The 26,779-nt window shown below is 43.7% G+C and carries 24 protein-coding genes; 21 read left to right on the forward strand and 3 right to left on the reverse strand.

The genetic code is table 11. The features are described from left to right. The 15 genes from LRM50_RS03420 (at window position 1) to LRM50_RS03490 (ending at window position 18,386) form a co-directional block, all read left to right on the forward strand. Window positions 1–1,158 (forward strand): cysteine desulfurase family protein, encoded by a 1,158-nt coding sequence (locus tag LRM50_RS03420; protein ID WP_243809880.1) that lies wholly within the window; start codon window positions 1–3, stop codon window positions 1,156–1,158. After that, window positions 1,155–1,751 carry a YdcF family protein gene (locus LRM50_RS03425; RefSeq protein WP_243809881.1) on the forward strand — a complete coding sequence of 199 codons (597 nt, stop codon included), beginning with the start codon at window positions 1,155–1,157 and terminating at the stop codon, window positions 1,749–1,751. The genes LRM50_RS03420 and LRM50_RS03425 overlap by 4 nt, the downstream gene beginning before the upstream one ends. Further along, on the forward strand, window positions 1,748–2,800 hold the full coding sequence (gene mnmA, locus LRM50_RS03430) for a tRNA 2-thiouridine(34) synthase MnmA (protein WP_243809882.1): 1,053 nt from the start codon (window positions 1,748–1,750) through the stop codon (window positions 2,798–2,800). Before LRM50_RS03425 ends, mnmA begins: the two co-directional genes overlap by 4 nt. A 76-nt stretch (window positions 2,801–2,876) precedes the next feature. Then, window positions 2,877–3,224 carry a 30S ribosomal protein S16 gene (gene rpsP / locus LRM50_RS03435; protein WP_243809883.1) on the forward strand — a complete coding sequence of 116 codons (348 nt, stop codon included), beginning with the start codon at window positions 2,877–2,879 and terminating at the stop codon, window positions 3,222–3,224. A gap of 73 nt (window positions 3,225–3,297) precedes the next feature. Continuing rightward, window positions 3,298–5,181, forward strand: a complete 1,884-nt coding sequence (locus tag LRM50_RS03440) for an alanine--tRNA ligase (RefSeq protein ID WP_243809884.1) — start codon at window positions 3,298–3,300, stop codon at window positions 5,179–5,181. A gap of 49 nt (window positions 5,182–5,230) precedes the next feature. After that, the gene (locus LRM50_RS03445; RefSeq protein ID WP_129743692.1) at window positions 5,231–6,493 is read left to right on the forward strand and encodes a cell division FtsA domain-containing protein; all 1,263 of its coding nucleotides are present in this window, start codon (window positions 5,231–5,233) and stop codon (window positions 6,491–6,493) included. 1 nt (window position 6,494) lies between these two features. Further along, window positions 6,495–8,126, forward strand: a complete 1,632-nt coding sequence (locus LRM50_RS03450; protein ID WP_243809885.1) for a hypothetical protein — start codon at window positions 6,495–6,497, stop codon at window positions 8,124–8,126. Then, window positions 8,116–8,529 (forward strand): Holliday junction resolvase RuvX, encoded by a 414-nt coding sequence (gene ruvX / locus LRM50_RS03455; protein ID WP_243809886.1) that lies wholly within the window; start codon window positions 8,116–8,118, stop codon window positions 8,527–8,529. The genes LRM50_RS03450 and ruvX overlap by 11 nt, the downstream gene beginning before the upstream one ends. Further along, window positions 8,516–9,592, forward strand: a complete 1,077-nt coding sequence (gene mltG, locus LRM50_RS03460; RefSeq protein ID WP_243809887.1) for an endolytic transglycosylase MltG — start codon at window positions 8,516–8,518, stop codon at window positions 9,590–9,592. Before ruvX ends, mltG begins: the two co-directional genes overlap by 14 nt. A 190-nt stretch (window positions 9,593–9,782) precedes the next feature. After that, entirely contained in the window at window positions 9,783–10,985 is a 1,203-nt protein-coding gene (locus LRM50_RS03465; protein WP_243809888.1) for a LysM peptidoglycan-binding domain-containing protein, read from the forward strand. Window positions 10,986–11,050: 65 nt separating this feature from the next. Beyond that, window positions 11,051–12,373 carry a GTPase ObgE gene (gene obgE / locus LRM50_RS03470; RefSeq protein WP_243809889.1) on the forward strand — a complete coding sequence of 441 codons (1,323 nt, stop codon included), beginning with the start codon at window positions 11,051–11,053 and terminating at the stop codon, window positions 12,371–12,373. Between the two features lie 47 nt (window positions 12,374–12,420). Further along, window positions 12,421–13,839, forward strand: coding sequence for an exodeoxyribonuclease I (gene sbcB / locus LRM50_RS03475; RefSeq protein ID WP_243809890.1), 1,419 nt, complete (start codon window positions 12,421–12,423; stop codon window positions 13,837–13,839). 82 nt (window positions 13,840–13,921) lie between these two features. Next, entirely contained in the window at window positions 13,922–15,190 is a 1,269-nt protein-coding gene (locus tag LRM50_RS03480; RefSeq protein WP_243809891.1) for a WD40/YVTN/BNR-like repeat-containing protein, read from the forward strand. 112 nt (window positions 15,191–15,302) lie between these two features. Continuing rightward, window positions 15,303–16,991, forward strand: a complete 1,689-nt coding sequence (locus tag LRM50_RS03485) for a WD40/YVTN/BNR-like repeat-containing protein (protein ID WP_243809892.1) — start codon at window positions 15,303–15,305, stop codon at window positions 16,989–16,991. Between the two features lie 186 nt (window positions 16,992–17,177). Beyond that, on the forward strand, window positions 17,178–18,386 hold the full coding sequence (locus tag LRM50_RS03490) for a WD40/YVTN/BNR-like repeat-containing protein (RefSeq protein WP_243809893.1): 1,209 nt from the start codon (window positions 17,178–17,180) through the stop codon (window positions 18,384–18,386). A gap of 2 nt (window positions 18,387–18,388) precedes the next feature. Here LRM50_RS03490 and LRM50_RS03495 read toward each other — a convergent pair whose 3' ends face one another. Beyond that, window positions 18,389–18,775, reverse strand: a complete 387-nt coding sequence (locus LRM50_RS03495; RefSeq protein ID WP_243809894.1) for a hypothetical protein — start codon at window positions 18,773–18,775, stop codon at window positions 18,389–18,391. 121 nt (window positions 18,776–18,896) lie between these two features. On the opposite strand from LRM50_RS03495, the gene uvrA reads away from it, so the two are divergent. Next, window positions 18,897–21,710 (forward strand): excinuclease ABC subunit UvrA, encoded by a 2,814-nt coding sequence (gene uvrA / locus LRM50_RS03500; RefSeq protein ID WP_243809895.1) that lies wholly within the window; start codon window positions 18,897–18,899, stop codon window positions 21,708–21,710. A 2-nt stretch (window positions 21,711–21,712) separates the two neighbouring features. Here uvrA and LRM50_RS03505 read toward each other — a convergent pair whose 3' ends face one another. Both LRM50_RS03505 and LRM50_RS03510 read right to left on the reverse strand, forming a co-directional pair. After that, window positions 21,713–22,363: a DedA family protein gene (locus LRM50_RS03505; protein WP_243778022.1), complete on the reverse strand. Its 651-nt coding sequence runs from the start codon at window positions 22,361–22,363 to the stop codon at window positions 21,713–21,715. Between the two features lie 37 nt (window positions 22,364–22,400). Further along, on the reverse strand, window positions 22,401–24,173 hold the full coding sequence (locus tag LRM50_RS03510) for an ABC transporter ATP-binding protein (RefSeq protein ID WP_243809896.1): 1,773 nt from the start codon (window positions 24,171–24,173) through the stop codon (window positions 22,401–22,403). 199 nt (window positions 24,174–24,372) lie between these two features. Here LRM50_RS03510 and LRM50_RS03515 point away from each other — a divergent pair, with 199 nt between their 5' ends. The 5 genes from LRM50_RS03515 to LRM50_RS03535 are packed head-to-tail and all read left to right on the forward strand — an operon-like array spanning window position 24,373 to window position 26,754. After that, entirely contained in the window at window positions 24,373–24,765 is a 393-nt protein-coding gene (locus LRM50_RS03515; protein ID WP_243809897.1) for a Fur family transcriptional regulator, read from the forward strand. After that, complete coding sequence (locus LRM50_RS03520) at window positions 24,765–25,094, forward strand: thioredoxin family protein (RefSeq protein ID WP_243809898.1); 330 nt, start codon at window positions 24,765–24,767, stop codon at window positions 25,092–25,094. The genes LRM50_RS03515 and LRM50_RS03520 overlap by 1 nt, the downstream gene beginning before the upstream one ends. An 18-nt stretch (window positions 25,095–25,112) precedes the next feature. Further along, window positions 25,113–25,508 carry a cupin domain-containing protein gene (locus LRM50_RS03525; RefSeq protein WP_243809899.1) on the forward strand — a complete coding sequence of 132 codons (396 nt, stop codon included), beginning with the start codon at window positions 25,113–25,115 and terminating at the stop codon, window positions 25,506–25,508. 32 nt (window positions 25,509–25,540) lie between these two features. Then, window positions 25,541–26,005: an NUDIX hydrolase gene (locus LRM50_RS03530; protein ID WP_243809900.1), complete on the forward strand. Its 465-nt coding sequence runs from the start codon at window positions 25,541–25,543 to the stop codon at window positions 26,003–26,005. A gap of 29 nt (window positions 26,006–26,034) precedes the next feature. Next, entirely contained in the window at window positions 26,035–26,754 is a 720-nt protein-coding gene (locus tag LRM50_RS03535) for an HD domain-containing protein (protein ID WP_243809901.1), read from the forward strand. The last annotated feature ends 25 nt before the right edge of the window (window positions 26,755–26,779 follow it).

Raw genomic sequence — 26,779 nt, forward strand, 5'->3', positions numbered from 1 at the left:
GTGAATAAAGACTATATCTATCTTGATCATGCTGCTGCAACGCCAATGGATCCGTTGGTGATTGAGGCGATGTTGCCATATTTTTCTGAAAAGTTTTTCAATCCGTCTAGTCCGTACGCTCCAGCAATATTTACAAAGCGTGAATATCAGGACGCGAAGGCTCGGCTGGCGCGCTGCTTGGGTGTGATGGCTGATGAATTGATAATGACAGCTGGAGCAACTGAGTCTGTCAATTTGGCGTTCAATGCAGCAAATGGCGTAAGTTTAATTTCGGCAATTGAGCATGATTCGGTGATTAATTCCGCAAAGGCGCGTTCGGAAGTGAAGCTAATTCCGCCAATGAAAAATGGACGAATAGACCCGAACACGGTTAAAAAAATGTTAACGCCAGACGTTGGATTTGTTAGTGTTGCGCTGGTGAATCATGAGCTGGGCTACATCCAGCCAATTGAAGAAATTGCGGAAATTGTAAAAGCTGAGCGGCTCAGGCGCCAAGAAAATGGCGAACCTTTACCGCTTATTTTTCATACAGATGCTTCGCAGGCGGCGGCTTTAATTGATGTGAAAATTAAAAGGCTGGGTGTTGATTTATTGACATTGTCTGCGGCAAAAGTTTACGGTCCAAAGCAAGTTGGTTTATTGTGGGTGCGACCTGGTGTTACGCTGAAAGCTAATATTTTTGGTGGCGGTCAAGAATTGGGGCTGCGCAGCGGAACTGAAAACGTGGCTGGAGTGGTTGGTTTTGCGACGGCTTTGGAATTGGCGCAAAAACGACGTTCTGCCGAAGTGAAGCGACTGCGAAAACTACGAGAAAATTTGGTAAAAGATTTGAGGCAAGCTTTTCCTGATGTGTTGATATCATCAGATATGAAAAAAAGTTTGGTGAGTTTTTTGAATATATCATTTCCTGGAGTTGATGCTGAAAGATTGGTGTTTTTATTAGAATCTCGTGGAGTTCTAGTGGCTACGGGGAGTGCTTGCGCGGCTAATTCTGGAACGCGTTCTCATGTACTAGCGAGTGTTGGTCTGAGCGAATCAGAGATTGACGGAAGTCTAAGGCTTACCTTAGGTAAGTTGAACGATGATGAGAATATAAAGCGGGCTGGTGAATTTATCATTGAAGCTGTGCAGGCGGAAATGAAGAGGACTCATCGATGATTCATAAACTAGTTGGCTTAATTATTTTTGCTGCTTTGGTGATTTTTGGGCTTAGCGCGTATTTATCGCCGAATGATTTGGGAAAATGCCAAAGTGTAGGCGAAGGCGATTGTCATAAGGCTGATGCAATAGTTGTTGTCAGCGGTGGCGATACGAATGCGCGAACTGACGAGGCTATTAAACTGTATAAAGAAGGTTGGGCGCCGTTGATTGTTGTGTCTGGCGCGGCGGCCGATAAAACTGGCCCGTCCAACGCTAAGGCTATGTACCAGCGAGCGATTAATAGCGGCGTTCCTGAGAAAGCCATTGTTATGGATGAATCTTCCGAGACAACCAGACAAAACGCCACCGAGGTGAAGAAAATTGTCGATTCGCGAAAAATTGAAGATGTGATTTTGGTGACAAGCGGATATCATATGCGTCGGGCGCAACTCGAATTTTCAGCACAATTTAACGATGTGAAGATTCGAAGTCATCCTGTTGCTTCTGATAAAAACTGGAGCTCGTGGTGGTGGTTGACACCGTGGGGTTGGTGGCTGGCAATGGGTGAATTAATGAGAATTGGGCTATTCGCTCTGGGGTTGTCCAGATGAGCAAGAAAGTTTTTGTTGGAATGTCGGGTGGTGTGGATTCCTCTGTGGCTGCGGCACTTTTGGTTGAGCAGGGTTATGATGTAACGGGTGTTTATATGAAAAACTGGTCGGAAGATCTTCCTGGAATGCATTGTCCGTGGGCGGAAGATGTTGCTGACGCCAAGCGTGTGGCGGTTGGTTTGGGTATTGATTTTCGAGTTTTTGATTTCCAGAAAGAATATAAGCAAAACGTTGTAGATTATATGATTCGTGAATATCAAGCGGGTCGCACGCCAAACCCAGATATCATGTGTAATCAAGAAGTGAAGTTTAAGATATTTTTAGAGGCTTCGTTGGCAGCTGGAGCGGATTATATTGCGACAGGGCATTATGCGCGTGTCGCTCATGAATCGTCTTCGTCGGCCAAATTATTACGCGCTCGTGATGATAATAAAGACCAAACATATTTCTTATATCGAGTGACTTCGGAAGCTTTGTCAAAAACCATATTTCCGCTGGGCGATTTTACTAAGGCGGAAGTTCGCGAAATGGCGAAAGAGCGTGGTTTGTGGACGGCTAGTAAAAAGGAATCGATGGGAATTTGTTTTGTTGGGCAAGTTGGAATTCGCGAGTTTTTGTCGGAATATGTTAAAACTGCGCCAGGAAATATTATTGATCAACAGACGGGATCTGTCGTCGGTAAGCATGACGGCGCAATTTTCTATACACTCGGTCAGCGTCATGGGCTGAATGTTGGTGGCGGACTACCTTATTATGTTGTGGGCAAGGATATGGAGAAGAATGAAGTTTATGTTTCGCGCTCGATTGATAATGATAATCTGTGGCGAAAAGAACTTAGGCTGGCGGATGTTCATTGGATTAATCAAGCGCCGCATAAAGATAGGAATGTGCAAGTTCGGCTGCGTCATCGAGGCGCTTTATTCGACGCGAAAATTGACGGAGATATTGTGCACCTTTCTGCTTCGGAGCGTGCCGTAGCCGCGGGTCAATCTGCGGTAATATATGACGATGATGAATGTTTGGGTGGCGGAATCGTGAAAACAGATTGACGTTATAGGAAAAATAGTGTAAACTGTTCTAAAGTAAGGAATAATAAAACGTAGAGTTAAAGGAAGAATTAATTTTATGCTAGCAATTCGTTTGCAACGTTTGGGTCGCAAAGGTTATCCAGTATATCGCTTGGCGGTACAAGAAGCACATCGTCATCCATCAAGCGGTCGTGTAGTCGCTTATGTCGGTAGCTACAACCCACACACTAAAGAATCAAATATCCAAGTTGAATTGGCTCAGAAATATTTGGACAATGGCGCACAGCCAACGCCGCGCGTAGTTAAGCTATTGAAAAAAGCTGGCGTTAAGTTGCCAAAGTGGGTTAAGGAAGTTTCCGCTGACAAGCACAAAGCCATCCGTAATCCAGAAAAACTTCGCAAGAATCAACCAAAAGAAGAGCCAGCTGAAGAAGTAGCTGAGTAATCTGTTGAGATTGGCGACTTGATCTATAAACCCCATCTGTAAGGTGGGGTTATTTTATGGTATAATTACACTCATGAATGCCCAAAAAATACGTAGTAAATATCTTGAATTTTATAAAAAACAGGGTCACGCCGTTGTTGAGCGTGCGCCGTTGATTTTAACTAATGACCCGACGACTTTATTTACGGGCGCCGGAATGCAGCCGATGATTCCATACTTGCTTGGTGAGGCACATCCCGAAGGTAAGAGAATTGCCGATTCTCAAACGTGTTTGCGAGCGCAGGACATCGACGACATTGGCGATAATCGTCATACAACGTTTTTTGAGATGCTTGGAAACTGGAGTTTGGGCGACTATTTTAAGGAAGAGCAAATTGGCTGGATGTGGACGTTTTTGACTGAGGAAATTGGTCTTGATCCGCAGAGATTGTATGTAACGTGTTTTATTGGTGCGCCGGAATATAACATCGATAAAGATGTTGAAGCGGCTAAATTGTGGCAGAAAAAGTTTGCAGAAAAGGGCATTGATGCAAAAATGGCGGATATCGGCAGCGAAGAGCAGGGAGCGGCGCGTGGTGTGAATCCAGGTGAAAGAATTTTCTTTTATGACGGCAGTAAAAACTGGTGGAGTCGTAATGGTGGCCCAGAAACTACTCCGGTTGGCGATCCATGTGGTCCGGATAGTGAGATGTTTTATGAGTTTGATTTCATTGAGCATGATCCAAAATTTGGTGAAAATTGTCATCCGAACTGTGATTGTGGTCGATTTATGGAGATTGGCAATAACGTATTTATGGCATATAAAAAAGTTGCTGAGGGGCAATTTGAGCCGCTTGATAAGCCAAATATTGACCATGGATCTGGACTTGAGCGAATCGCGGCTGCAGTAAATAATGATCCTGACGTCTTTAAGATTAGTTTGCTTTGGCCGATTATTGAAAAGCTGCAAGATCTGAGCGGCAAGGATTACACTTCACATACCGAAAGTATGCGAGTGATTGCTGATCATTTAAGGGCTGCGGCGTTTATGGCGGTTGATGGGTGTGTGCCAAGTAATAAAGAGCAGGGCTATGTAATGCGTCGTCTGCTCCGTCGGGCAATTCGTTATAGTTTTGATTTGGGGATCGAGCAGAATTTCCTGCAAGAAGTTGTGCCGACGATTGCTGATTTGTATGAAGCCGATTTTCCAGAGGTAAAGAATAATCGCGACAATATAATTGCCGTCCTCGTTAAGGAGGAAAAAGCTTTTCGCCAGACTTTGAGAAAAGGTTTGCGACAAATGCAGCGCTACATTGACAATGGCTTGACTGGTGAAGAATTGTTTACTTTGTACGACACTTTCGGTTTCCCAGTGGAACTCAGCACGGAAGAGGCATATAAACAAGGAATTAAGCTTTCGGACAATTGGCGCGATGAATTCGCTAAGAAAATGGATGAGCAGAGGCAGCGCTCTAAGACGGCTCGCAAGGGGCAATTTAGCGGCGGTTTGGAAGGTCATGACTCTATTCATCTGAAATATCACACGGCGACGCATTTGTTGGGCGCGGCGTTACGTAAGGTTTTGAATGCGCCAGATTTACAGCAGCACGGAAGCAATATTACCGCCGATCGATTGCGCTTTGATTTTAATCACGATAAATTGACGCCAGAGGAAAAGCAGGCGGTCGAAGATCAGGTTAATGCTTGGATTGATGAAGATTTGCCAGTTAGTTTTGCTGTTTATCCAACGAGTGAGGCGCTAAATATGGGTGCAATCGGCGCATTCGGTGAGCGTTACGGTGATGAGGTTAAGGTTTATTCCATTGGCAAGGATGATAATGTCGTTAGCTTTGAAGTTTGCGGCGGTCCACACGTCGAACACACTGGAGTTTTGGCTGAAGATGGCAAGCGATTCAAAATCACCAAAGAAGAATCTAGCTCGGCTGGAATTCGTCGAATCAAGGCTGTTTTAAGATAGATAATTAACTGTTGCTCTAAAATCACAAGCGTTATATAATATTTCTTATATGGCATTGAAAGACATGTTAAAGAAGTCTGATAAAGATAGTCGCGAACTATTGGTTAGTTTAGATATTGGTACGGAAGTGGTTAAGGCGTTGATTGCTGAAGTTAAAGATGACGAGCTGAAGATTATTGGTGTTGGTCGAAAACAGCAGGAAATGGGCGATATGCACAGCGGTGCAATTGCTGATATTGCTGGGGTTGTGGCGAATTGCGAAGAGGCTCTGTCTGAGGCTGAAGATCAAGCTGGCGTTCAGGGAAAGCGGGTTGTTATTGGCATTGCGGGTGAACTGGTCAAAGGTGTGACGAATACTATTCGCTATCGCAGGCCGCAGCCGAATAAGCCACTAGACATTGCCGAGATGGAGTTCATCATTGAGAAAGTTCAGGAGCGAGCTCAGGGAAAGGCTCAGGCTCAAATTGCGCTGGAAACTGGCAATGAAGATGTTGAGGTGAAATTGGTCAACTCGGCGCTGGTGAGTATTCATATTGATGGCTATAAAGTTTCGAATCCGATTAGTTTTCAGGGGCGAGATGTGGCGGTGCAGATTTACACGGCGTTTGCTCCGATGGTTCATATCGGCGCGCTAGAGAAGGTCGCGGACGAGCTTGCGCTGGATTTAGTGGCTGTGGCTGCTGAGCCATTTGCGGTGAGTAGGAGCGTTTTGGGATCGGATACGGATAGCAATTTTACGGCAATTTTAGCGGACATTGGTGGCGGTACGACAGATATTGCGGTTGTTAATGATGGCGGAGTCGAAGGCACAAAGATGTTTGGCATTGGTGGACGAAGTTTCACTAGGACTATTGCAGCTGACCTGGATTTAAGCTTCAAAGATGCGGAAAAGTTGAAGCTAAATATTGATAATGAGAATTTGAAGCCTAGCGTAAAGAAAAAAGTTGACGCGGCGATCGACAAGACCTTGGAAGTTTGGCTATCGGGCGTTGAATTGGCGCTGAGTGATTTTGATAATGTTGATTATTTGCCGAATAGGATTTTACTGTGTGGTGGCGGATCGAGCCTAAAGAAAATTACTGAAGCTCTGAAAACTCGACGCTGGCCAGAGGATTTGCCTTTTACTAAGAAGCCAGTAGTTCAATATATCAATCCAAGTGATATTACGGGAATAGTTGACGAAACCGGAGATATTAGCGATCATACATTTGTAACCGCAATGGGCTTGTTGCGAGTTGGATATGATACAATTATCGGTAGTCAAGACGGTAATAGTTTAGTTGAAAAAGTAAATAGGTTGTTAAAGATTTAAAATGAATAAAGACGTTATTTATATCGATGTAGAAGACGACATTACGACGATAATTAGTAAGATTAAGGCGTCGAAAGAGAGAATTATTGCGTTGGTGCCGCCTCGAAGAATTGGTGTTTTACAGAGTGCAGTCAACATCCGATTACTAGCTCGGGCGGCAACTTCGGCAGATAAGAGAATTGTATTAATCACGAATGATTCGGTTTTGGCTGGATTAGCGGCAACGGCGAAAATTCCTATTGCAAAAACGCTTCAGAGCAAGCCAGAAATTGCGGAGATTCCAGTCCTGAAAGTTGATGACGACAATGATGTGATTGATGGCGGTAAGCTGGCGGTTGGAGATATGGCGGATTCCGCGAAAAGATCAAAGAAATCCGATGAAGACTCTGCCGTAGATAATGTTATAGCTGACGCAAATAAGAAGGAACCTAAGGGGTTGGGCTCTCTGAAAAAGATGGTTAAAAAACCGAAAGTCCCTGATTTTAATACATTTCGTAAGAAGTTCTTATTGATAGGCGGCAGTACCTTACTTTTGATTGTATTTTTGGTTTGGGCAATTTGGTTCGCGCCACACGCCACGGTCGTTATTTCAGCAAAGACTACTAGTATGACTGTCAGTGATACTGTTAGTTTGAATGAAACAGCTTCTACAAGCGCAAAATCTAATGTCATTAAGTCTGTAAAGAAAGAATTAGCAAAGGAAGTTAGTGTTGAATTTTCTGCTACAGGTAAGAAGAATGTCGGAGAAAAAGCTACCGGAGTAGTTGTCTTCAGTAACTCGTCGTCAAGTAGTGTGACTATCTCAGCTGGTACAATTTTGAAAAATAGCGGGTTATCTTACACTTTGAATTCTTCTGTGACTGTTCCAGGGGCTACGTTGGGTTGGAGTTGTCCAGGATATAAATGTCCGGGATCTGCTTCTGGGTCTATTACCGCAAGTGAGGGCGGAGCTCAGTATAATGCGGCAACTGGTAGTATGAGCATTTCGGTTGATGACATTTCTGCGTCGCTGCGGTCTGCTACTAGTGGCGGCACCGATAAAACTGCAACGGTTGTTACGGCTAGTGATATAGAATCGGCAAAAAGCAAGCTGAGCGAAAAGAAGATTGATGGATTAAAAGAGCAATTGTTGTCATCATTTGGCGATTCGGCAACGGTTATAACGGAAAGCTACGTTGAAAACCGATCAGATCCTAGCTCGAGCGTGGCTGTGGATGGTGAGGCGACTGGAGCTGTAACTCTGAAATCGACAATTACCGCCAGCGCATTGGCTATTGATAAGAATGAGCTAAAAAACTTTGTAGAAGCAAAGCTTAAAGAGGAGATTTCTGGTAAGAAGTCGCAGAGAATTTATGACAATGGAGTAAGCAAGGTTGCGTTCTCACAATTTTCTAAGGCACATAATGCACAGACTGTGCGCTTAACTACGAATGGCAAGGTTGGTCCAGATATTAAAGAAGCGAACGTAAAGGATCAAGCCAAAGGCAAGAGTTACGGAGAGGTTCAGTCTGCTATTGAATCTATCGAAGGTGTTGAAGATGTCGATGTTAAATTCTCGCCATTCTGGGTTAAATCTGTTCCAAAAGATATCAATAAGATTAATGTCGAGTTTAAGATAAAAGATGTCAAGTAAAAACTTCTTAGCGCTAGATGTTGGATCTCGGCGAATTGGTTTGGCTATGGCAGATTCGCAAGTGAAGATCGCTGTGCCGTTTGGTTGGTTGGAGAATAATGAAAATATTGTCCAGGAAATAACAGAGCTAGTATTGAGGCACGATATTGATACGATCGTAGTGGGTTATCCACGAAATCAATCTGGCGAACCAACGAAGCAGACGGAATTTGTGAAAGAATTTGTTAAGCAATTTGAAGACATTGAGCTTGATACGGAGATTGTTTTTCAGGACGAATCTTTAACGAGTGTGCAGGCCGAGCAAAGATTGGGGAATAAAATTAAAGATAAGGGCGAGATTGATGCAGAGGCTGCTAGCATAATTTTGCAGGATTTTTTGGAGGATAATTATGAAAATTCGTAAACGACGTATTTGGCTATTGGTGTTGTCTATAATTGTAGCTATCGCTGGAATCGGCGCCCTTGGGGCAACAGTGTGGTATAAGCAGATGCTTTCTCCTGTCGACGTAAATAGTCAGCAAACCTTCAGAATTAATATTAAAGAAGGTATGGGGTCTAGCGATATCGCCAAAACTTTAGAGGATAATAAAATTATCAAAAACTCTTTAGCATTTTCTATTTACACAAGACTCCATAACTCAGCGAGCAAATTTAAGGCTGGCGTTTATTCTGTAAAAGCTTCGCAATCTGTCGATGAGATAATTAATCATTTGACCAGCGGTAAAACTGATGAGATTGCTATAACATTTTATCCTGGATCGACTTTGGATAAAAAAATGAAGAATTCTGACGGCAGAGAAGTTGAGTCCGTGTTACTTAAGGCGGGATTCTCGGATGATCAGATAAAAAAGGCATTTGCTGCTAAGTATGACAATCCAGTTTTTGCGGGTAGACCAGAAAATGCTGGGCTTGAAGGGTATATTTATGGTGAAACATTCTATATTTCCCCAGATGAAACTGCAGAACAGGTTTTGCGGCGCTCAATTGATCATCTGGAGAAAATTGTTAAGAAATATAATCTGGAGGAGAAATTTAAAGCTCATGGGCTGACCTTATATCAAGGGATAACACTAGCATCGATTATTCAGCGCGAATCGATTGGTTGTGGGTCTGGCGCGGAAACTTGCGAGGATCAGCGTAAGATTGCTAGTGTGTTTTACAATCGCCTGAAGGCTAATATGCCGTTGGGTTCTGACGTGACATATCAATATATTGCCGACAAAACAGGGGTAGAGCGCTCGCCAAACCTTAAATTGCCATATAATACACGTATTCAAAAAGGCTTAACTCCTGGACCAATCGCTTCGCCTAGTTTGAGCGCGTTGAATGCTGCTGCTGACCCGATAAACTCTGATTATCTATATTTCCTGAGCGGTGACGATGATATTACGTATTTTGCTAAAACCAACGAAGAGCACGAGGCTAATGTCAAGGTTCACTGTCAAAAGAAGTGCCAGATTTCTTGACAAAAACGCATTTTATAAAATTTATTGACTTTATTGTCAATGTTGTGTAAAATAGATGTTAGATCATTTGTCTAATTTATCAAACAGGGGTGAATTACGATAAATGACCTGCCAAAATTGTCGCTACGGATATAGCAAAACTAATGTAGAATAATAATAATCAATTAGGTCGACAACATATCCTGTTCTATTGCGAGAAGAAAGACAATTTGGTAGAGGTGCTAGTGGTAACATTGGCGCAAGGAGAACGATTATTCGTAACCATTTTACATCTCTTCGGAGTAAAAAACGTAAACTGCAATCATTTGCAATCTACGGTGGAATATTTTTATTGACTATATCATTTTTGATCTACGGTAATAGTGGTAGTAACGTATCTGCTGAAAGATCAAAAACTTTAGCATCATCTGAAACTACCGGTGCCTCATCGGTATCTAAGTCTGCTAAGTCTAAAACAGCTTCAGTAGATGAATTAACGGCAGCTAATGCTGTAACTAACTTGGCGGAAACGGCGGAATTGCCTTCGGCTGGTGACTTGCGCGAGTCTGAAACTTCACTAACAATTAAGAAGAACCTTTCCCAGAATGATGCAGAAGTTATAACAAAACCTGACATTGTTAAGCCAGATACTTCGGCTGCGCGTGGCATTTCGTCTTATGTAACCAAAGAGGGTGATACGATGGAGTCTATTGCTAAGAAATTTAAGATTTCATCTCAGACGCTTCGTTGGGCTAATAATACAACTTCAGACGCTGTAGAGCCGAATAAGTCTCTAGTCGTGCCCCTTGTTGATGGCGTTGTCTATACTGTTAAAGATGGTGATACTGCACAATCTCTGGCAGAAAAGTATAAGACGAGCGCTGAGCGTGTTGTTCTATATAATGATATCGATGACGGTGCTAAGTTGTCTACTGGCTCTAGGATTGTGTTGCCTGGAGGTGAGCTTCCAGAAAATGAGCGACCTGGTTATGTCGCTCCACGAAGTAGGTCTTATGGTAACCGATATTCTTCTTCGGCATCGTCTACTACTACGAGCGCGAGTCGAAGCTGGTTGACTGCTTCTGTCGGTAACCGCTATGCGGCTGGTAACTGTACTTGGTATGCATATGAGCGTCGTTTACAGTTGGGTCGTCCAATTGGTAGTTTCTGGGGTCATGCTAAGGCTTGGAGTGCTAGTGCTCGTGCTGCTGGGCTCGTGGTTAACAATGTTCCAGCACCGGGTGCTATTATACAGAATGTTTGGGGTGGCTATGGCTATGGACACGTCGGTATCGTGGAACGAGTAGATGGTCAGAATATCTATGTTTCAGATATGAATTATGCGGGTTATAATATTATCTCTTCTCGCATCGTACCGCTTGCTGAGGCTGGTCGCTATAACTTCATTCACTAAAATTTAAAATGACACCAGTGTAACACCCCATCGACCGATGGGGTGCTTTTTGGTATACTAAAGATATGTTTGTAGATATTGCAAAAGTTTTAGTGCGCGCCGGTAGAGGCGGCAATGGTGTAGTTAGTTTTCGTCATGAGAAATACGTCGATAAAGGCGGTCCTGATGGCGGTGATGGCGGTCGTGGCGGTGATATTGTTTTTTTGGCGACAAAAGATCTTAACACGCTTTTGAATTTTAGATATAAGCCGGAACTTAAGGCTGAAAAAGGCGGCGATGGCGGAAAACGTAATAAGCGAGGAAAAAGTGGCGTTCCGCTAATTGTTAAGGTGCCAATGGGTACTCTAGTAAAGCGCGATGGCATGGTGATCGCAGATTTGACCGAAGATCAACAGCAGGCAGTGGTGGCTCGCGGTGGAGATGGTGGATTTGGAAATGCACACTTTACGTCTAGTACGCGCCAAACGCCTAAAATTGCTGAACTTGGTGAGGCTGGCGAGGAATTCGAGGCAGAGTTGGAATTGAAATTATTGGCCGATGTTGGTTTGGTTGGCTTTCCGAACGCTGGTAAGTCGACGTTCCTGAGTGTGGTTTCTAATGCGCGTCCGGAGATTGCTAATTACGAATTTACGACTTTGACACCGAATTTGGGAGTGGCTGATGTTGACGATGGGTCGATTCTGATTGCTGATATTCCGGGGTTGATTGAGGGTGCATCAGAGGGTAAAGGTCTGGGTGATCAATTTTTGCGCCATGTCGAGCGAACGGCCGTGCTGCTTCATATGATTGATGTGTATAGTGATGATCCGGCGGAGAAATACCAAACAATCCGTCGCGAGCTTGAAAAATATTCTGAATCATTGGCGGAGCGCCCAGAGATAATAGCGCTGACCAAATGTGAAGGCTTGGATGATGAGATTATTGCTATGCAGTCGACTGCCCTTCAAAAAGTAGCTAATGGTGCGCCAGTTGTGGCGATTTCTTCCCAGACGCACGATGGAGTGACTGAGCTTCTACGAATGTTGCGCGATGAAGTTGCTAAATATCGAGAGCGTGAAGCTGAGATTGTTGATGAAAAAGAGGAGGATTTGCCGACAATTTCGTTGGATGATCAGGTCATTTCTGATGCTTGGTCTGTAAGGCGTGTTTCTGACGCCGAATCTAATGAGACTGACGATGAAGATGAAAAAATTGAGTTTATTGTTACGGGCGCTAAGATTGAAAAATTTGCTCGTCGAACTAACTTTGACCAATTCGAATCCGTTAATCGATTGCGAGACATTATGCGAAAAATGGGAATTACTCACGAATTGTTGCGCCAAGGGGCGATTGGTGAAAGCTTGATTCAGATTGGCGAATCTATGCCATTTACACTGGTCGAGCAATAGACCCGTACTGGTGCAAATTAGCGTGAGCTTGATGGTATAATATAAATATGGCGCAAACATTTTTCTTCTACGACCTTGAAACTAGCGGTCTTAATCCCAGGCAAGATCGAATTATGCAGTTTGCCGGTCAGCGAACTGATATGGATTTGCGGCCGATTGGTGAACCGTATAATATTCTCGTGACACTAAATGACGATACGCTGCCGAGTCCTGATGCGTTGATGGTGACGGGCATAACGCCGCAAAAAACTGTCGAAGAGGGTTATACTGAGGCTCAATTTGCGCGTATGTTAAGCGAGGAAATATTTACGCCTGATACTATTGCTGTTGGATTTAATAATATCCGTTTTGACGACGAGTTTATTCGTCATTTGTTTTGGCGGAATTTTTACGATCCATATGAGTGGACCTGGAAAGACGGTCGATCCAGATGGGATTTGTTGGATGTGGTGCGCTTAACCAGGGCGCTTCGACCTGAGGGAATTGAGTGGCCAATTGACGATAAAGGTGAGCCGAGCAACCGTCTGGAGCTCATCACGAAAGCTAACGGAATAGAACATGAAAACGCCCATGATGCGCTGGCAGACGTGACGGCGTTGATTGCTGTGACTAAATTGATTAAGCAGAATCAGCCACAAATGTACGACTATTTGCTGAAAATGCGCGATAAGAAATTGGTTCAGAAACTGGTGAATGTCGATGATAAAAAACCTTTTGTTTATGCGAGTGGTCGTTATGACAAGGAATTTGCTAAAACGACCGTGGCTTTTCCGCTAACCACGAGTCGAAATGGTGGCGTGATTGTTTATGATTTGCGTTATGATCCAACGCCGTTTGTTGATCTGAGCGTTGAGGAATTGTCGGCTAAGATATTTGCAACGTGGGAAGAAAGGCAAGCTGAGGATTTTGTTAAATTGCCAGTTAAGGAATTGCAATATAATCGTTGTCCGGCAGTTTCGCCGCTTGGCGTGTTGACTCAGGGTGATGGCTGGCAGAAGATTTCTCTGGATGCGGAAACTGTACAAAAGCACCAAGATATTTTACTTTCTCATCCAGATTTTGCTGAAAGGTTGCGTAGTATATTTGAGAATAGGCCAGAGTTTAAGAAAATGACCGACCCAGAAGCGCAATTATACGATGGATTTTTGGACAATAGCGATCGAGTTCGTGTTGAGGCTGTGCGTAATGCTGGCGAGCACGAATTGGCTGACTTTCATCCGGATTTTCAGGATGAGCGATTGTCGCCACTATTGTTGCATTATAAAGCGCGAAGTTTTCCTAATTTGCTGAGTGAAGATGAGTTGCGACAATGGGAAGAATGGCGCACTGATCATTTACAGGCGCAACTGCCGCAATTTATGAAATCTCTGCAGCGATTAGCACCTAGCGCACCTGATGAGCAACAGTTTATTTTACAAGAATTGCAATTATGGCTGGAATCGGTTCTGCCTTCTGTTGACGCCTGAAATATGGTTATGCTAGAATTGAAACAATTAGATAAAAAGTGGAATATTAATTAGGTAATTTAATTTAAGGAGGGTGGCTCTGATGTCATTTAAGAGCAGGGGTCATAAACTATATGCGGGTGTGATGGTATTTATTTCCATGTTCACACTTTCTTTGTCCATAGTATTAGCACCGTTCGCCAAGGCGGAAGATGCGCCGCTGTATACTTGGAGGGATATAACCATACCTGGACAGGGGGATATTTCGGAGTCGCGCGTTAGTCCTGACGGATCAAAACTTTTTGTCTTGCGTAGAGATTTAGCTAGCGGCAGTGTTAATCTTCTGGTCTCTGCGAATGATGGTGCAAGCTGGAGCACTTTCGCTGCACCAGAGGGCGCGAATGGACTACTAGTTAGCTCCGATGGCTCTAAGTTGGTCGTAAAGGGGAAGTATGGTGAAAATGCCATCTATGTTTCTACCGATGGTGGTCGAACTTGGGTTAAGCGTAATTCGTCTGTTCCTTATACTGCGCGTGTATTGATGAGCTCAGACGGCTCCACGCTGGTCATGTACTGGGAACATAGTTTCTATACAGATCCTATGGCAATATCTACTGATGACGGCAATACTTGGGTTCCAAAGGGAGATGAGTATCCCGATTATGTCTTTAATGGCGGAAAGATGGCTCGCCGGAGTAATGACGGTACATTACGACAATCTACCGACTATGGCATGACTTGGTCTACGATTGGGAGTTCCGCTGGTCGTGTTAGCTTCAGTTCTGACGGCAAAAGCGTGTTTGACGGTTTTCGCACGTCTATAGATGGCGGCGCTAACTGGAATCAGCTTCCTGAATATCCTATAGATACTATACGCACTACTGAGCTGAGTGGTATTAGTAATGATGGTAAAAAATTGTTTGTTACATTTAAAAACGATTCTATAGACGATCCGTCCTTGCCGGTTTTTGTATCTTCTGATGGAGGTAAAACTTGGCAGAAATGGGGTGACGAGGGAGTTTCTTTCTCATCCGTTTCTATGTCTGCTGATGGTTCTAGAGTATTCGCAACATCACAATTTACAGATCCAGATTATAAGTCCGTCTATCGCCTAGCAATTCTACCAAGGCCTCAGCCCGTAACTCCCGGTGGTACCGGTACGGGTGGAACTACCACTCCATCAACTCCTACCACTCCATCCACAGGCTCTGCGTCTTCGGGTGCTTCAGTCACTGCATCATCATCCGCTTCCAGTAAAAAACCAGGAAAATCATCAAACCTTGCTGAAACAGGAGTTTCTGTTTGGGTAGTTGGTGGGGTAGCTGTTATAGCTGTCGCAGCTGGCGGATTAGTCCTAAGAAAACGGCTGTAGAAAAACGACATCATTTCGCCCAGAGTGTGGCTAGCGGATTGTCGTTGACCGGTAGGTGTTCATATGGTAATATCTAGAAAAGCTATTTCAATACACCAAAGAAAGGTGCCCCATGTTATCTGCGAGAAAAAAACATAGGGTATATAGAAATGCGTTGGCTTTCGTCCTCATTTCTGTATTCTCTCTGTCTACAATATTTTCACCCTTAGTCAAGGCCGAGGCGTTACCTAGCTATGCCTGGAAAGATATAGTGATACCGAATGGACATTTTAGTGAGTCTAAAATCAGTCCAGACGGTTCGAAATTGTTTGTCCTACAGGCGGTTCCGGGGTCATCTAGTAAAAGGCAGCTTATTGTCTCTGAAGATGATGGTGTAAGCTGGAATACCTTTGTAGCTCCAGATAGAGCTTATGGTCTAATGGTTAGTGCGGATGGTTCTAAGTTGATAATAAGGGGTAAATATGGAGAAAATTCTATTTATGTATCAACTGATGGTGGCCGCAACTGGATTAAGGTCGCCTCTCCGGTGTCTAATAGTGACAATTTGTTCATGAGCCCTGACGGAGCTATTTTGGCTAAATATGTATATGCAACCGAGGATCTTTTTGTTTCTAATGACGATGGGCAAACTTGGATTCAAAAGGGCAAAGAAGAGCCTAGTGCTATATTCAATGGCGGAAAGATGATTCGCATGGATCAAGATGTCAATTTGGTGAAAAAATCTGTTGATTATGGCGCAACCTGGATTACTGTTAGTTCTGGTGTCGCCGACGAGGCATCATTTAGTACTAATGGAAGCAGTATATTTAATGGCAATAAGGTATCGCTGGACGGTGGGTTTAGCTGGACTTCGACGTCGGTAATTCCGGGTAAGCAATCTGATAATATTGTTTCGGAATTAGGTATTAGTAATGATGGTAAAAAACTATTTGCTGTCTTTGAGCCGAACAGCTACTCTCCTTCGTGGTCTCCAGTGGTTCATTCTGTGGATGGCGGCAAGACATGGCAGCAATGGGGCGGTGAATCTTTTGAAGGGCGCAATATCTCAATGTCGTCTGACGGCTCTAAGATTTTTGCAATGTCAACAACAGGGGTTTATCGATTAGCAACAGTGCCCGTTCCTCAATATAGGTCGTTTGATGTAAGCATAAAGCTTGCTCCTGCGAACACTGACAACTCTGTCGCCAAGTCCGTCATATCAACTGACTCGCTATATTGTTACAATATAGACCCTTCATCTGTAGATCCTCTGTCAGCTGACGGCATTACAGTGGCTGATTCGCAAGTTAAAATTTTGGGAGGGCTGCGCTTTAAGGTTAATTGTCGGAACATTACTACTGGGCTAGGGTCTTCGAATATTATGATAACCCTTGCTGATAAGCACGACCCATTAAAGTTGAGGGTATATAGAAGAGGTCCTGCTGGGGATTTGCGGGACGTTACTGGCAGGTTCACGATTAAGAGTGAGACTATCGCAGGCAAGGTGCTGACTACGGTTTCGTATAATGCAGTCGATGCAGATGATAATGATAGCGACAACTCTATAAACGATGCTATTAACGGAGTGTTTTATTTTGGCGTTGTTAACGAACCTATATCTGTTACCCCAACAACTCCAACAACCCCATCCGCAGACTCTTCGTCTTCAGGTACTTCAGTCACCACATCATCATCCACTTCCAATAAGAAACCAGAAAAAACATCATCAAACCTTGCCGAAACAGGAGTCTCTGTTTGGCTAATCGGCGGACTTGCAGTTGCTGCAGTTGCTGGCGGATTAGTACTGAGAAAGCAACTGTAGATATTATCAGGCTCGCTCTTTTTGGTGTTATTTAAGCATGGTCGCAATAGTTTTATTATTGAATGAAGAAAATTGACTCTAAATACTGGTTATGCTAAAATACTGGTAATAGTTTTGTGTAGTGAAAAAAAACAAATTGGAGGGGTAATGTTAACTAAGAGTAAAAAATACATAATGCATAGGGGGATGTTATCTTTAATATTTGCATTTGCGCTATCAGTGTCGGCGATCCTGTCGCCTTTGGTTAGGGCAGAGGAGTCTCCTAAGTATACGTGGAAGGATATAGTCGGAATACCTGGAGGTAATGTACATAGTCCGCGAATTAGCCCTGATGGACTAAGGCTTTTTGTGAATCAACATGTTGCTGGCGGCGAAAAATTGCTAACTTCTGTGGATAATGGCGCTACTTGGAGCGTGTATTCATCTCCCGTAAGTGCGTCCGCAATGGCTATGGATAGAAGCGGTACTAAGCTTGTGGTTTCGTGGTTTAATCAGGATTTTCTATATTTATCAACTAATAGTGGATCTTCTTGGACTAAGACGCCGTCTTTTGCGGGTATTGTAAATACACTTCCTAGGATAAGTCCAGATGGCTCAATTTTGACTGCATGCGGTCGGTATCTACAAGTTAAAGTGTTGTACGTCTCAATGGACAATGGAGCTACTTGGCTTCAAAAGGGTAGTGAATGTCCAGATTATGTATTGAACGATGGGAAGATGATACGTATAAATAACGATAATTCAATAAGGAGATCTAGCGACTATGGTTTGACTTGGTCAACTATTAATACCGATCGAAGTAGACGGGCTGTCTTTAGTTATGATGGACAAAGCGCTTTTGACGGTGAAAATGTCTCTTTAGATGGAGGCGTTAATTGGAATCCTACACCTGAAGTACCACCTCGATCCTCTAATAATAACATTTACGCAAAGGGTATTAGCAATGACGGAAAAAGAATGTTTGTTACGTTTATTCCTGCTAGCCCTAGCGATTCAAAATCTCCAATGATGGTATCTTCGGATGGAGGTAAAACTTGGCAGAAATGGGGAGATGAGGGTTTTATGGGTATTGCCGACATGTCGGCTGATGGTTCCAGGATATTTACACTATCGGGTGATCTTCCTGATGCTACTACTCGCCTAGCAACTCTATTGACACCTCCACCCGTAACTCCTGGCGGTACCGGCTCAGGTACGAGCGGAGCTGCCGCCTCATCCACAGGCTCTTCATCCTCAGGCGCTTCAACTACTGCGGCATCGTCATCCACTTCCAATAAGAAACCAGGAAAATCTTCAAGCATTCTTGCGGAAACAGGAAACTCTATTTGGCTAGTTAGTGGGTTAGCTATTATCGCCGTTGTAGCTGGCGGATTAGCGCTAAGAAAACGACCGTAAAATTAACTCATAGACGGAGCGAGCTTTTGAGATTCGACTTCATGATCAGGCTCGCTCTTTTTCATGTTGGAAAGAATATAAATTGATAATAAAATAAGTTCGCTTTTTTGATTTGGTGTAAAATAACGGATTTTTCTGTTGATTCGTCGTTGCGCGATTTCGCTGGCAATGTCAATGGACTTCCAAAACAGAACAGAAAGTGATTTTCTGAGGATAATTGCTGATGGTACGATAATTGCCCAGAAAATAACCATTAAAATTGCGGGCAGACTGATGTTTGTGAAGGGGATTTTTCCTAGGAAAAAGAAGAAAAAAAGTTGGTCAATAACAAAAGGTGCGAGTAATATCACTCCGAGTGTTATAACTAAGTAAATGCCCAGCTTTCTCATAGATCTAACTGTAGCAAATAAGATATTGACTTGCAATCATAAGCGTAATGTGTTTTAACTCTGATTTGCGTCGATATTTGGACTGGAAAAAATAGTTAAAAACCTGTATAATATAGCGGTTATGACAGAGGTAATTCGTGTTAAAGGTGCTCGTGAGCACAATCTGAAAAATGTAGATATTGAGATTCCGCGAGATCAGCTGGTGGTGATTACTGGACTTAGTGGATCTGGGAAATCCAGCCTGGCATTTGACACGATTTACGCTGAAGGTCAGCGCCGTTATATGGAGAGTCTTAATTCGTATGCGCGTCAATTTTTGGGCACAATGGATAAGCCTGATGTTGATTCGATTGAAGGGCTTAGCCCAGCGATTTCAATTGACCAGAAGTCGACCAGCCGCAATCCGCGTTCGACCGTAGCTACGGTGACAGAAATTTATGATTATCTGAGGCTTTTGTTTGCGCGAATTGGCGTGCCGCATTGCCCGATTTGTGGCAATGAAGTGACGCGTCGCACGACCGAGGTGATTATTGACGAGATTCTACGACAATTTGTCGATAAGCGAATTCTGCTATTGGCGCCAATTGTTAAGAATAAAAAAGGTGAGTTTGCGCATATTCCGGAGCAATATCAGCGACTTGGTTATGCCAGGGTTCGCGTGGACGGCGTGGTGTACGCGCTGGATGAATTTCCAGAGCTGCAAAAAAGTTACAAGCATAACATCGAGCTGGTTGTTGATAGGTTGGCGTTGACGGCGGAAATGCGATCTCGACTAAGCCAGAGCGTTGAGCAAGCGCTGGACTTAGGTCAGGGGGTTATCGAGGTTTTGGATGCGGATAGTGATGAAGTGAAGACGTTTTCGCAGAGATACGCTTGTGTTGATCATCCTGATGTCGATATCCCAGAGCTGGAGCCGCGATTGTTTAGTTTTAACGCGCCGCAGGGAGCTTGTCCTGTGTGTACGGGTTTGGGATCGAGGTTGGAGGTCGATCCAGAATTGGTCTTTAATAACAATTTGACAATTTCTGAAGGCGCAATTCGACCGTATAATCGAATGAATTCTGACGCTTGGAATATGAAGCGATTGGCGTCTGTTGCTGAAGCTCACGGATTTAGTTTGAAAGTTCCCGTAGGCAAGCTTTCTGATGATGCTAAACATAAAATATTGTACGGAACTGGCGACCAAAAATATCGCGTTGATTTGGGTGGCGGTCGGCATTATGATACGACTTACGAGGGTGTTATTCCTAATTTGGAGCGACGCTGGAAGGAAACTGATAGCGATTTTATGCGACGAGATATTGAGCGATTTATGCGCGAGAGGGATTGTTATGCCTGTAAAGGTGCGCGCCTGAAACCTGTAGTTTTGGCGGTGACGGTTCATGAATTGAATATTGTTGACGTGTGCGATTTAAGTGTCGATGATGCATTGGATTTGTTTGACAATAAGCTTCAATTGACTGAGCAAGAAATAACGATTGCTCGCTTGATTGTGAAGGAAATTAAATCTCGTTTGGCGTTTATGAGTAATGTTGGGCTGAACTATTTGGAGCTAAGTCGAGCGGCTAATACATTGAGCGGTGGCGAGGCACAGCGAATTCGCTTGGCGACGCAAATTGGTGCTGGACTTCAGGGTGTGCTTTATGTGCTGGACGAGCCGTCAATTGGACTTCATCAACGTGACAACGATAAGCTGATTGATATGCTGAAGCGTCTTCGTGACTTGGGAAATTCTGTGCTGGTGGTCGAGCATGACGAGGACACGATTCGCCAGAGTGATTTTCTGGTTGATATGGGGCCAGGTGCTGGTGTGAATGGCGGTCAAGTAGTGGCAATGGGGACGCCTGAAATTGTTGCGAAAAATGAGAACAGCATAACGGGGCGCTATTTATCTGGGGCGGAAAAAATTGTCGTTCCGAAAAAGCGTCGCAAAGTTGTGAAAGATAGAAAGCTGATTGTTCGTGGCGCTCGCGAAAATAATCTTAAGAACATTGATGTGGAATTTCCTTTGGGGTTGATGACTGTAGTGTCTGGTGTTTCTGGTAGCGGAAAGTCGACTCTTGTGAATGACATCGTGGCGCGGGAATTAGCGGCGGAACTTAATCGCGCAACGACGGCGCCAGGATTGCACGACGCTATAGAAGGTGTGAATTTGCTTGATAAGACGATTGTCATAGATCAGTCGCCAATTGGTCGAACGCCACGCTCTAATCCAGCAACATATACTGGAATTTTTACGCCGATTCGCGAACTTTTCGCTAGCACACCCGAGGCTAATGTTCGAGGTTATAAATCTGGACGATTTAGTTTTAACGTTAAAGGCGGTCGCTGCGAAAATTGTCAGGGCGATGGTGTGATAAAAATTGAAATGCACTTTTTGCCGGACGTTTACGTTCAATGTGATGAATGTCACGGCAAGCGTTACAATCGCGAGGCGTTGGAAATTAAGTATAAAGACAAGACGATTGCTGATGTTTTGGATATGACAATTGATCAAGCGGCGGAGTTTTTTGACAGCGTGCCGAATATTGCACGTAAACTTCAGACGTTGGTTGAGGTTGGGCTTGGCTATATTAAACTTGGTCAGCCAGCAACTACTTTTTCAGGCGGTGAGGCGCAGCGAATTAAATTGGCAACGGAACTCTCCAAGCGTTCTACTGGAAAAACTATGTACATTCTGGACGAGCCTACCACTGGGCTTCATTCTGCTGACGTAAAACGACTGTTGGGGATTTTACAGCAATTGGTTGAAGGCGGCAATAGCATGATTATTATTGAGCATAATTTGGACGTCATAAAGTCAGCCGACTGGATAATTGATATGGGTCCAGAGGGCGGAATTGGTGGCGGTACGGTTGTGGCTTGCGGTACGCCTGAAGATATCGCCAAAGTGCCAAATTCGTTCACTGGCAAATATCTGAAAAAGATGCTTTAAGACTACTTTTTACGCTTGGTTTTTGAGAGGAGAACTGACAATTGTTTTCTTAGCAAAGCGCGAGTATTTGGCTGTTTCAAAGCGTGAATAGCCATTGGTGAGACAGACAGGAAAATAATGAGGATTGCTGCAACTTCAATATTTACGCCTGCTTTGGTCAAAAACTCGCCAGCGTAGAAACCCAGATAAACGAATGCTGACGACCAAAGAAATCCACCGATAAGATTGAAAGTTAAGAATGTTTTATAGTGCATTTTACTAGCGCCGGCAACGATTGGGGCGAAGGTTCTTACAATTGGTACAAATCGAGCCAGGACGATTGTCGCCGAGCCGTGTTTGTCATAAAACTTTTCTGTTTGCTCCAAATATTTTTTCTTGAAGAATCGGGAATTTTCTTTTTCAAACAGCTTGCGTCCAACTTTGTGGCCAAAACTATAACCAACACTGTCGCCCAGCACTGCCGCTGCAAAAACCAAAAGTGCAAAAATGTGGATGTCAATGTGTAGAATGTTTTGCTGAACCATATATCCAGCGGTGAAAAGCAGGCTGTCGCCGGGTAAGACGAAGCCGATTAGTAGACCGGATTCTGCGAAAATTACTGATAAAATTGCCAATACACCAAAGCTAGTTATCAAGTGAATAAAGGATTCCATATCCTAATTATATCACAATTAGCATGTGCGATTTTAATTATTCTTCGATGAATCCGCCAGATTGTCGCGCCCATAATTTTGCGTAAACACCGCGTTTTTTATTGATGAGCTCGTCGTGCGATCCGTCTTCGACAATTTTCCCATTTTTCAAAACAATTATACGGTCCAACTTAGCAATTGTAGATAAGCGATGGGCAATGACAATTGAGGTTCGATTCTCCATCAGCGTTTTCAAAGACTTTTGGATCAACGCTTCTGACTCAGAATCTAGCGCTGAAGTCGCCTCGTCGAGGACTAGAATTGGCGCATCTTTCAGGATTGCCCTAGCAATTGCAACTCGTTGTCGCTGTCCGCCAGATAATTTAATTCCGCGCTCGCCAACCATTGTGTCAAAACCGTCTTTAAGTCCAACGATAAAATCGTAAGCGCCAGCTTTTTTGGCGGCTTCTTCAATTTCCGCGTCCGTTGCATCAGGTCGACCGTAAGCGATGTTTTCGCGCACGGAGCGGTGGAATAGTAATGGCTCTTGCGGTACGTAAGCGATTTTGGCGCGCAGGCTTGCTTGGGTGACTTCGGAAATATCTTGTCCATCAATGGTAATTTTTCCCGAGTCAATGTCGGCGAAGCGTAATAGCAATTTGGTGAGCGTCGTTTTTCCAGAACCGCTCGCTCCAACCAAACCTATTTTTTCGCCCGGTTTAATATCCAGAGAGAAGTCGTGGAAGAGAGTGTCGCCTTGACCCTCGTCGTGTGTGAAAGTTATTTTATCCATAGAAATTTCGCCGTTTGTAACTTTTAGCTTTGAATCGCTTTTATCAATCAATGTCGTTGGCGTTTGTAAGATCTCTACCATATCATTTGCGTTACCGATAATTCGGTTGTAATTGCGCATAATTCCGTTCATGTTCCACAATTCATGTGCGACACTTCCAGTGTAGGTGATAATAAGATAAACGGACGCCACTGACACCAAATTATTCTGGGCTGCGTACACTGCGAAGGCGATTGCTCCAATTTTAATAACCATGTTGATTGACGAATACACGGTGCTGACTTTTAAGAATCCGCGCATTACGTCGAGACTCGAGTTTCGCCAAGAGTTGACGGTTTTTGCGAAAAATTTCTGTTCCGTAGCTTCGGCGCCAGATGACTTGACTGCTAGAACGTTTGAGATTGCGTCGGCTAATTGTCCGTTCAATTTATTGCTGGATTTGGCTTCTTTTTTTGTCAATTTCGCCATTGGCTTGGATCCGTAATAAACGACGATGCTGAAAACAATTGAGAAGATGAGTAAGAATAACGCGTATTGCCAGAGAAGGGTCGATAAGACGATTATTGAACCGACTAGCGAAACAACTAGCGGCAAAACTGACCAAATTATCGTGTCCCAAAAACTTTCTACCGCGCCGACTAATTTATTTGTTTGGCTAACGAGCGATCCGCCGAATTTATTTGAATGGAAGAATAATGTTTGATTGGTCAGTTTGCTAAAGCATCGAGCGTACAAATCTCGTTGCATGGCGGTTTCAAATGTCCAGGCGAGATATAAGACTAATCGCCAGCCGATGACGCTCGACCATAATCCATTGACGCCATATAAAGCAATTAGTGTCCATAGATTTTTTGCGTTGTGCAGTTGATTGTGTTGGATAATGCTAAGGAGCTGAGCAATTATGAGCGGACCGACAAAAATAGTAACCACAAGAGTCAGCATCGCAAAAAATATTGCCAAGTTTCGACGGTGTTTGTACGGCGCTGACGTTTTCCAAAATAGACGAAATATTTCTTTGCTGTTTGGTTTGTTTTTCAAATCAATTCCTTTCGATAATAAATTAATATTTATAAGCTGCACAGAAAACTGAGCGTTCTTAATTATTCAAAATTATGCATTAGAGGAACTCGCCGTCGGGAGTTCATAGACTTTGACTATTATATGGAATATATAGATATAAGTCAATTTGTGGAGTAAAGCCCTTGTTTATTTATTGTAAATACTTTACAATAGGAACATGACGCAAATTGTTAGGCGATCAACAAAACACACGAATGATGTGATGGCGATTTTGAAGAGCAAACATCACGCGACGAATGCGGAAATTGCTCAGGAATTGCGGAATATTCATCCTGAAGTCAGCGACACGACGGTGCATCGAATAACTCAGCGCCTGTGTGGCGACGGGATGATTGGTTTGGCGCCATCGACCAAAAAGGGTTGCTTGCGATATGATATTCGTAAGGGTGATCACGATCATTTTGTGTGTAGTGACTGCGATGGTTTGATGGATATTAAAATTGCCGATGAAATGAGAAAACAGATTGCGCATGAAATTAGCGATTGTTATATTGACGGCCCGTTGGTTGTGACGGGAGTTTGTAAAAAATGCCAGAAAAGGAGGAAATAATGGCTTTATATGAAATTACAACGAAGCAAGAATTTGAAGATAAGGTGCTAAAAAGCGACGGTCCTGTACTAGTTGATTTTTGGGCGCCGTGGTGTCCGCCATGTCGTGCAATGGCTCCGCTTTTGCATCAAATTACTGAAGAAACAGAGTTTGATATTGTTAAGGTTGACACTGAAGCTAGTCAGGAAAATGCGCAATTGGCTATGGAATATCGCGTGCAAGGAATTCCAAACATGAAGATTTTTGTTGGCGGCGAGGAAGTTGCTGAAATGATCGGCATGAAGCCAAAGCAGACGTTGATTGACGCTCTGGAAAAAGCTGCAAAATAGAAAATAGAAGGGGGATTTATGAAGGGTTTTAGTGGAAATATCGAAAAACTTACGTTAGAAAATGATAGTTTTCGTCAGGTTTTATATACTGCCAGGCATTGTCAATTGGTATTGATGAGCTTGCCTGTTGGTGGGGAAATTGGTTCGGAGGTTCATGAGGAGAATGATCAATTTTTCCGATTTGAGTCTGGCGAAGGTAAGGTTTTGATTGATGGCAATGAATATATTGTTTCCGACGGTAGTGCGATTATTGTGCCGGCGGGCGCTGAGCATAATGTGATAAATACTGGCGAAGAGCCGCTTAAGCTCTACACGATTTATAGTCCAGCACATCACAAAGATGGAATCGTTCGGGCGACTCGCGAAGAAGCGGAGGCTAACGAAGAAGATTTTGACGGTGTAACTACCGAGTAAGCTGTCGCCAAAGGAGAAAGTTCCTGCTAATTATGTCTCACAAAGGATCAATCGCCGGCGAGATGTTTAGTTCATTCGGACGGGCGATTTTTCGTGGAATTGCGTGTGTAATGTCGCTAATTTTTAGGATTGCACCGAAGAATGACCGCGTGCGGGTGATTGTTTATCGTGATGATGGTAGGATTTTGTTAGTTAGGGGTCGTCTTAGCCGCCAAAAGTGGGCTCTACCAGGAGGCGGAGTGAAGCATAATGAGAGTTATGAGCAGGCTGCCGTTAGAGAAGTCTTGGAAGAAATTGGATTAAAGATACATAATCTGCGATATCTAGGAAAAGCTAATTCTCATGAGTCGTATGCCAAATTTTCAGTTAGAGTTTTTGCGGCGCACGCGTCTGACTATGACATAAAATGCAACTTTGAAATAATGGAAGCCCGGTGGTTTAATATGAATTATCTTCCTGAAGAATATTGCACTTTGTATATTAATAAGCATCAGTAGGCGGCTCTGCTTTTATGTATAATATGAGTATGAACGATCGACAAATTTCCCAGCTTGAAATAGTAAAGACTAAAGTTCGGCAGTTGCTGGGTGGCGACACTTCGGGGCATGCTGATGATCATGTTGAGCGAGTGGCGTTGTTGGCAGAGCGTTTCGCTAACGAATGCAGCGAATCGGTGAACCTGCAAGAAGTGCTGTTGACGGCTTGGCTGCATGATGTTGATGATTATAAATTAGTCGGTAAAACGCAGGCAGAAAAATTGACGAACGCGGTAGATATTATGGCGCAGGCAGAGATAGCTGATGATTTAAGTCAGGTTGTGCTGGAAAATATTGCGGCGATTGGTTATAGTAAACGGCTGAATGGCAAGCAGCCGCAGCGGCTGGCGGGGAAATTGGTGTCTGACGCTGATATGTGTGACGCTATTGGCGCAGTCGGCATTGAGCGAGCGTTGGTTTATGCTTGTCATCATGGTGGGCGGATTTTTGATCCTAAAGTTTGGCCGAATGTCAATCTGGCGGCGCACGAATATAACGCTGATGGTAATACGCATGATACTGACGGATTTATCAATCACTTCTTTGAGAAACTGCTGAAATTGAAAGGTTTGATGTTGACTGAGCCGGGGCGAATAGAAGCGGGAAATCGTCATCAAATTATGGTTGATTTTCTTCGCGCTTACTTCCGCGAGAAGAATGCGTCTGACTGGAGTGAATTTTTGGATGAATATTTACGTAGCGTCGATTAAATATTGAAGAATGGTTAGCTTTCGC

This window comes from Candidatus Nanosynbacter sp. TM7-053 (assembly GCF_022828375.1).
In the GTDB taxonomy this organism is placed as follows: domain Bacteria; phylum Patescibacteriota; class Saccharimonadia; order Saccharimonadales; family Saccharimonadaceae; genus Nanosynbacter.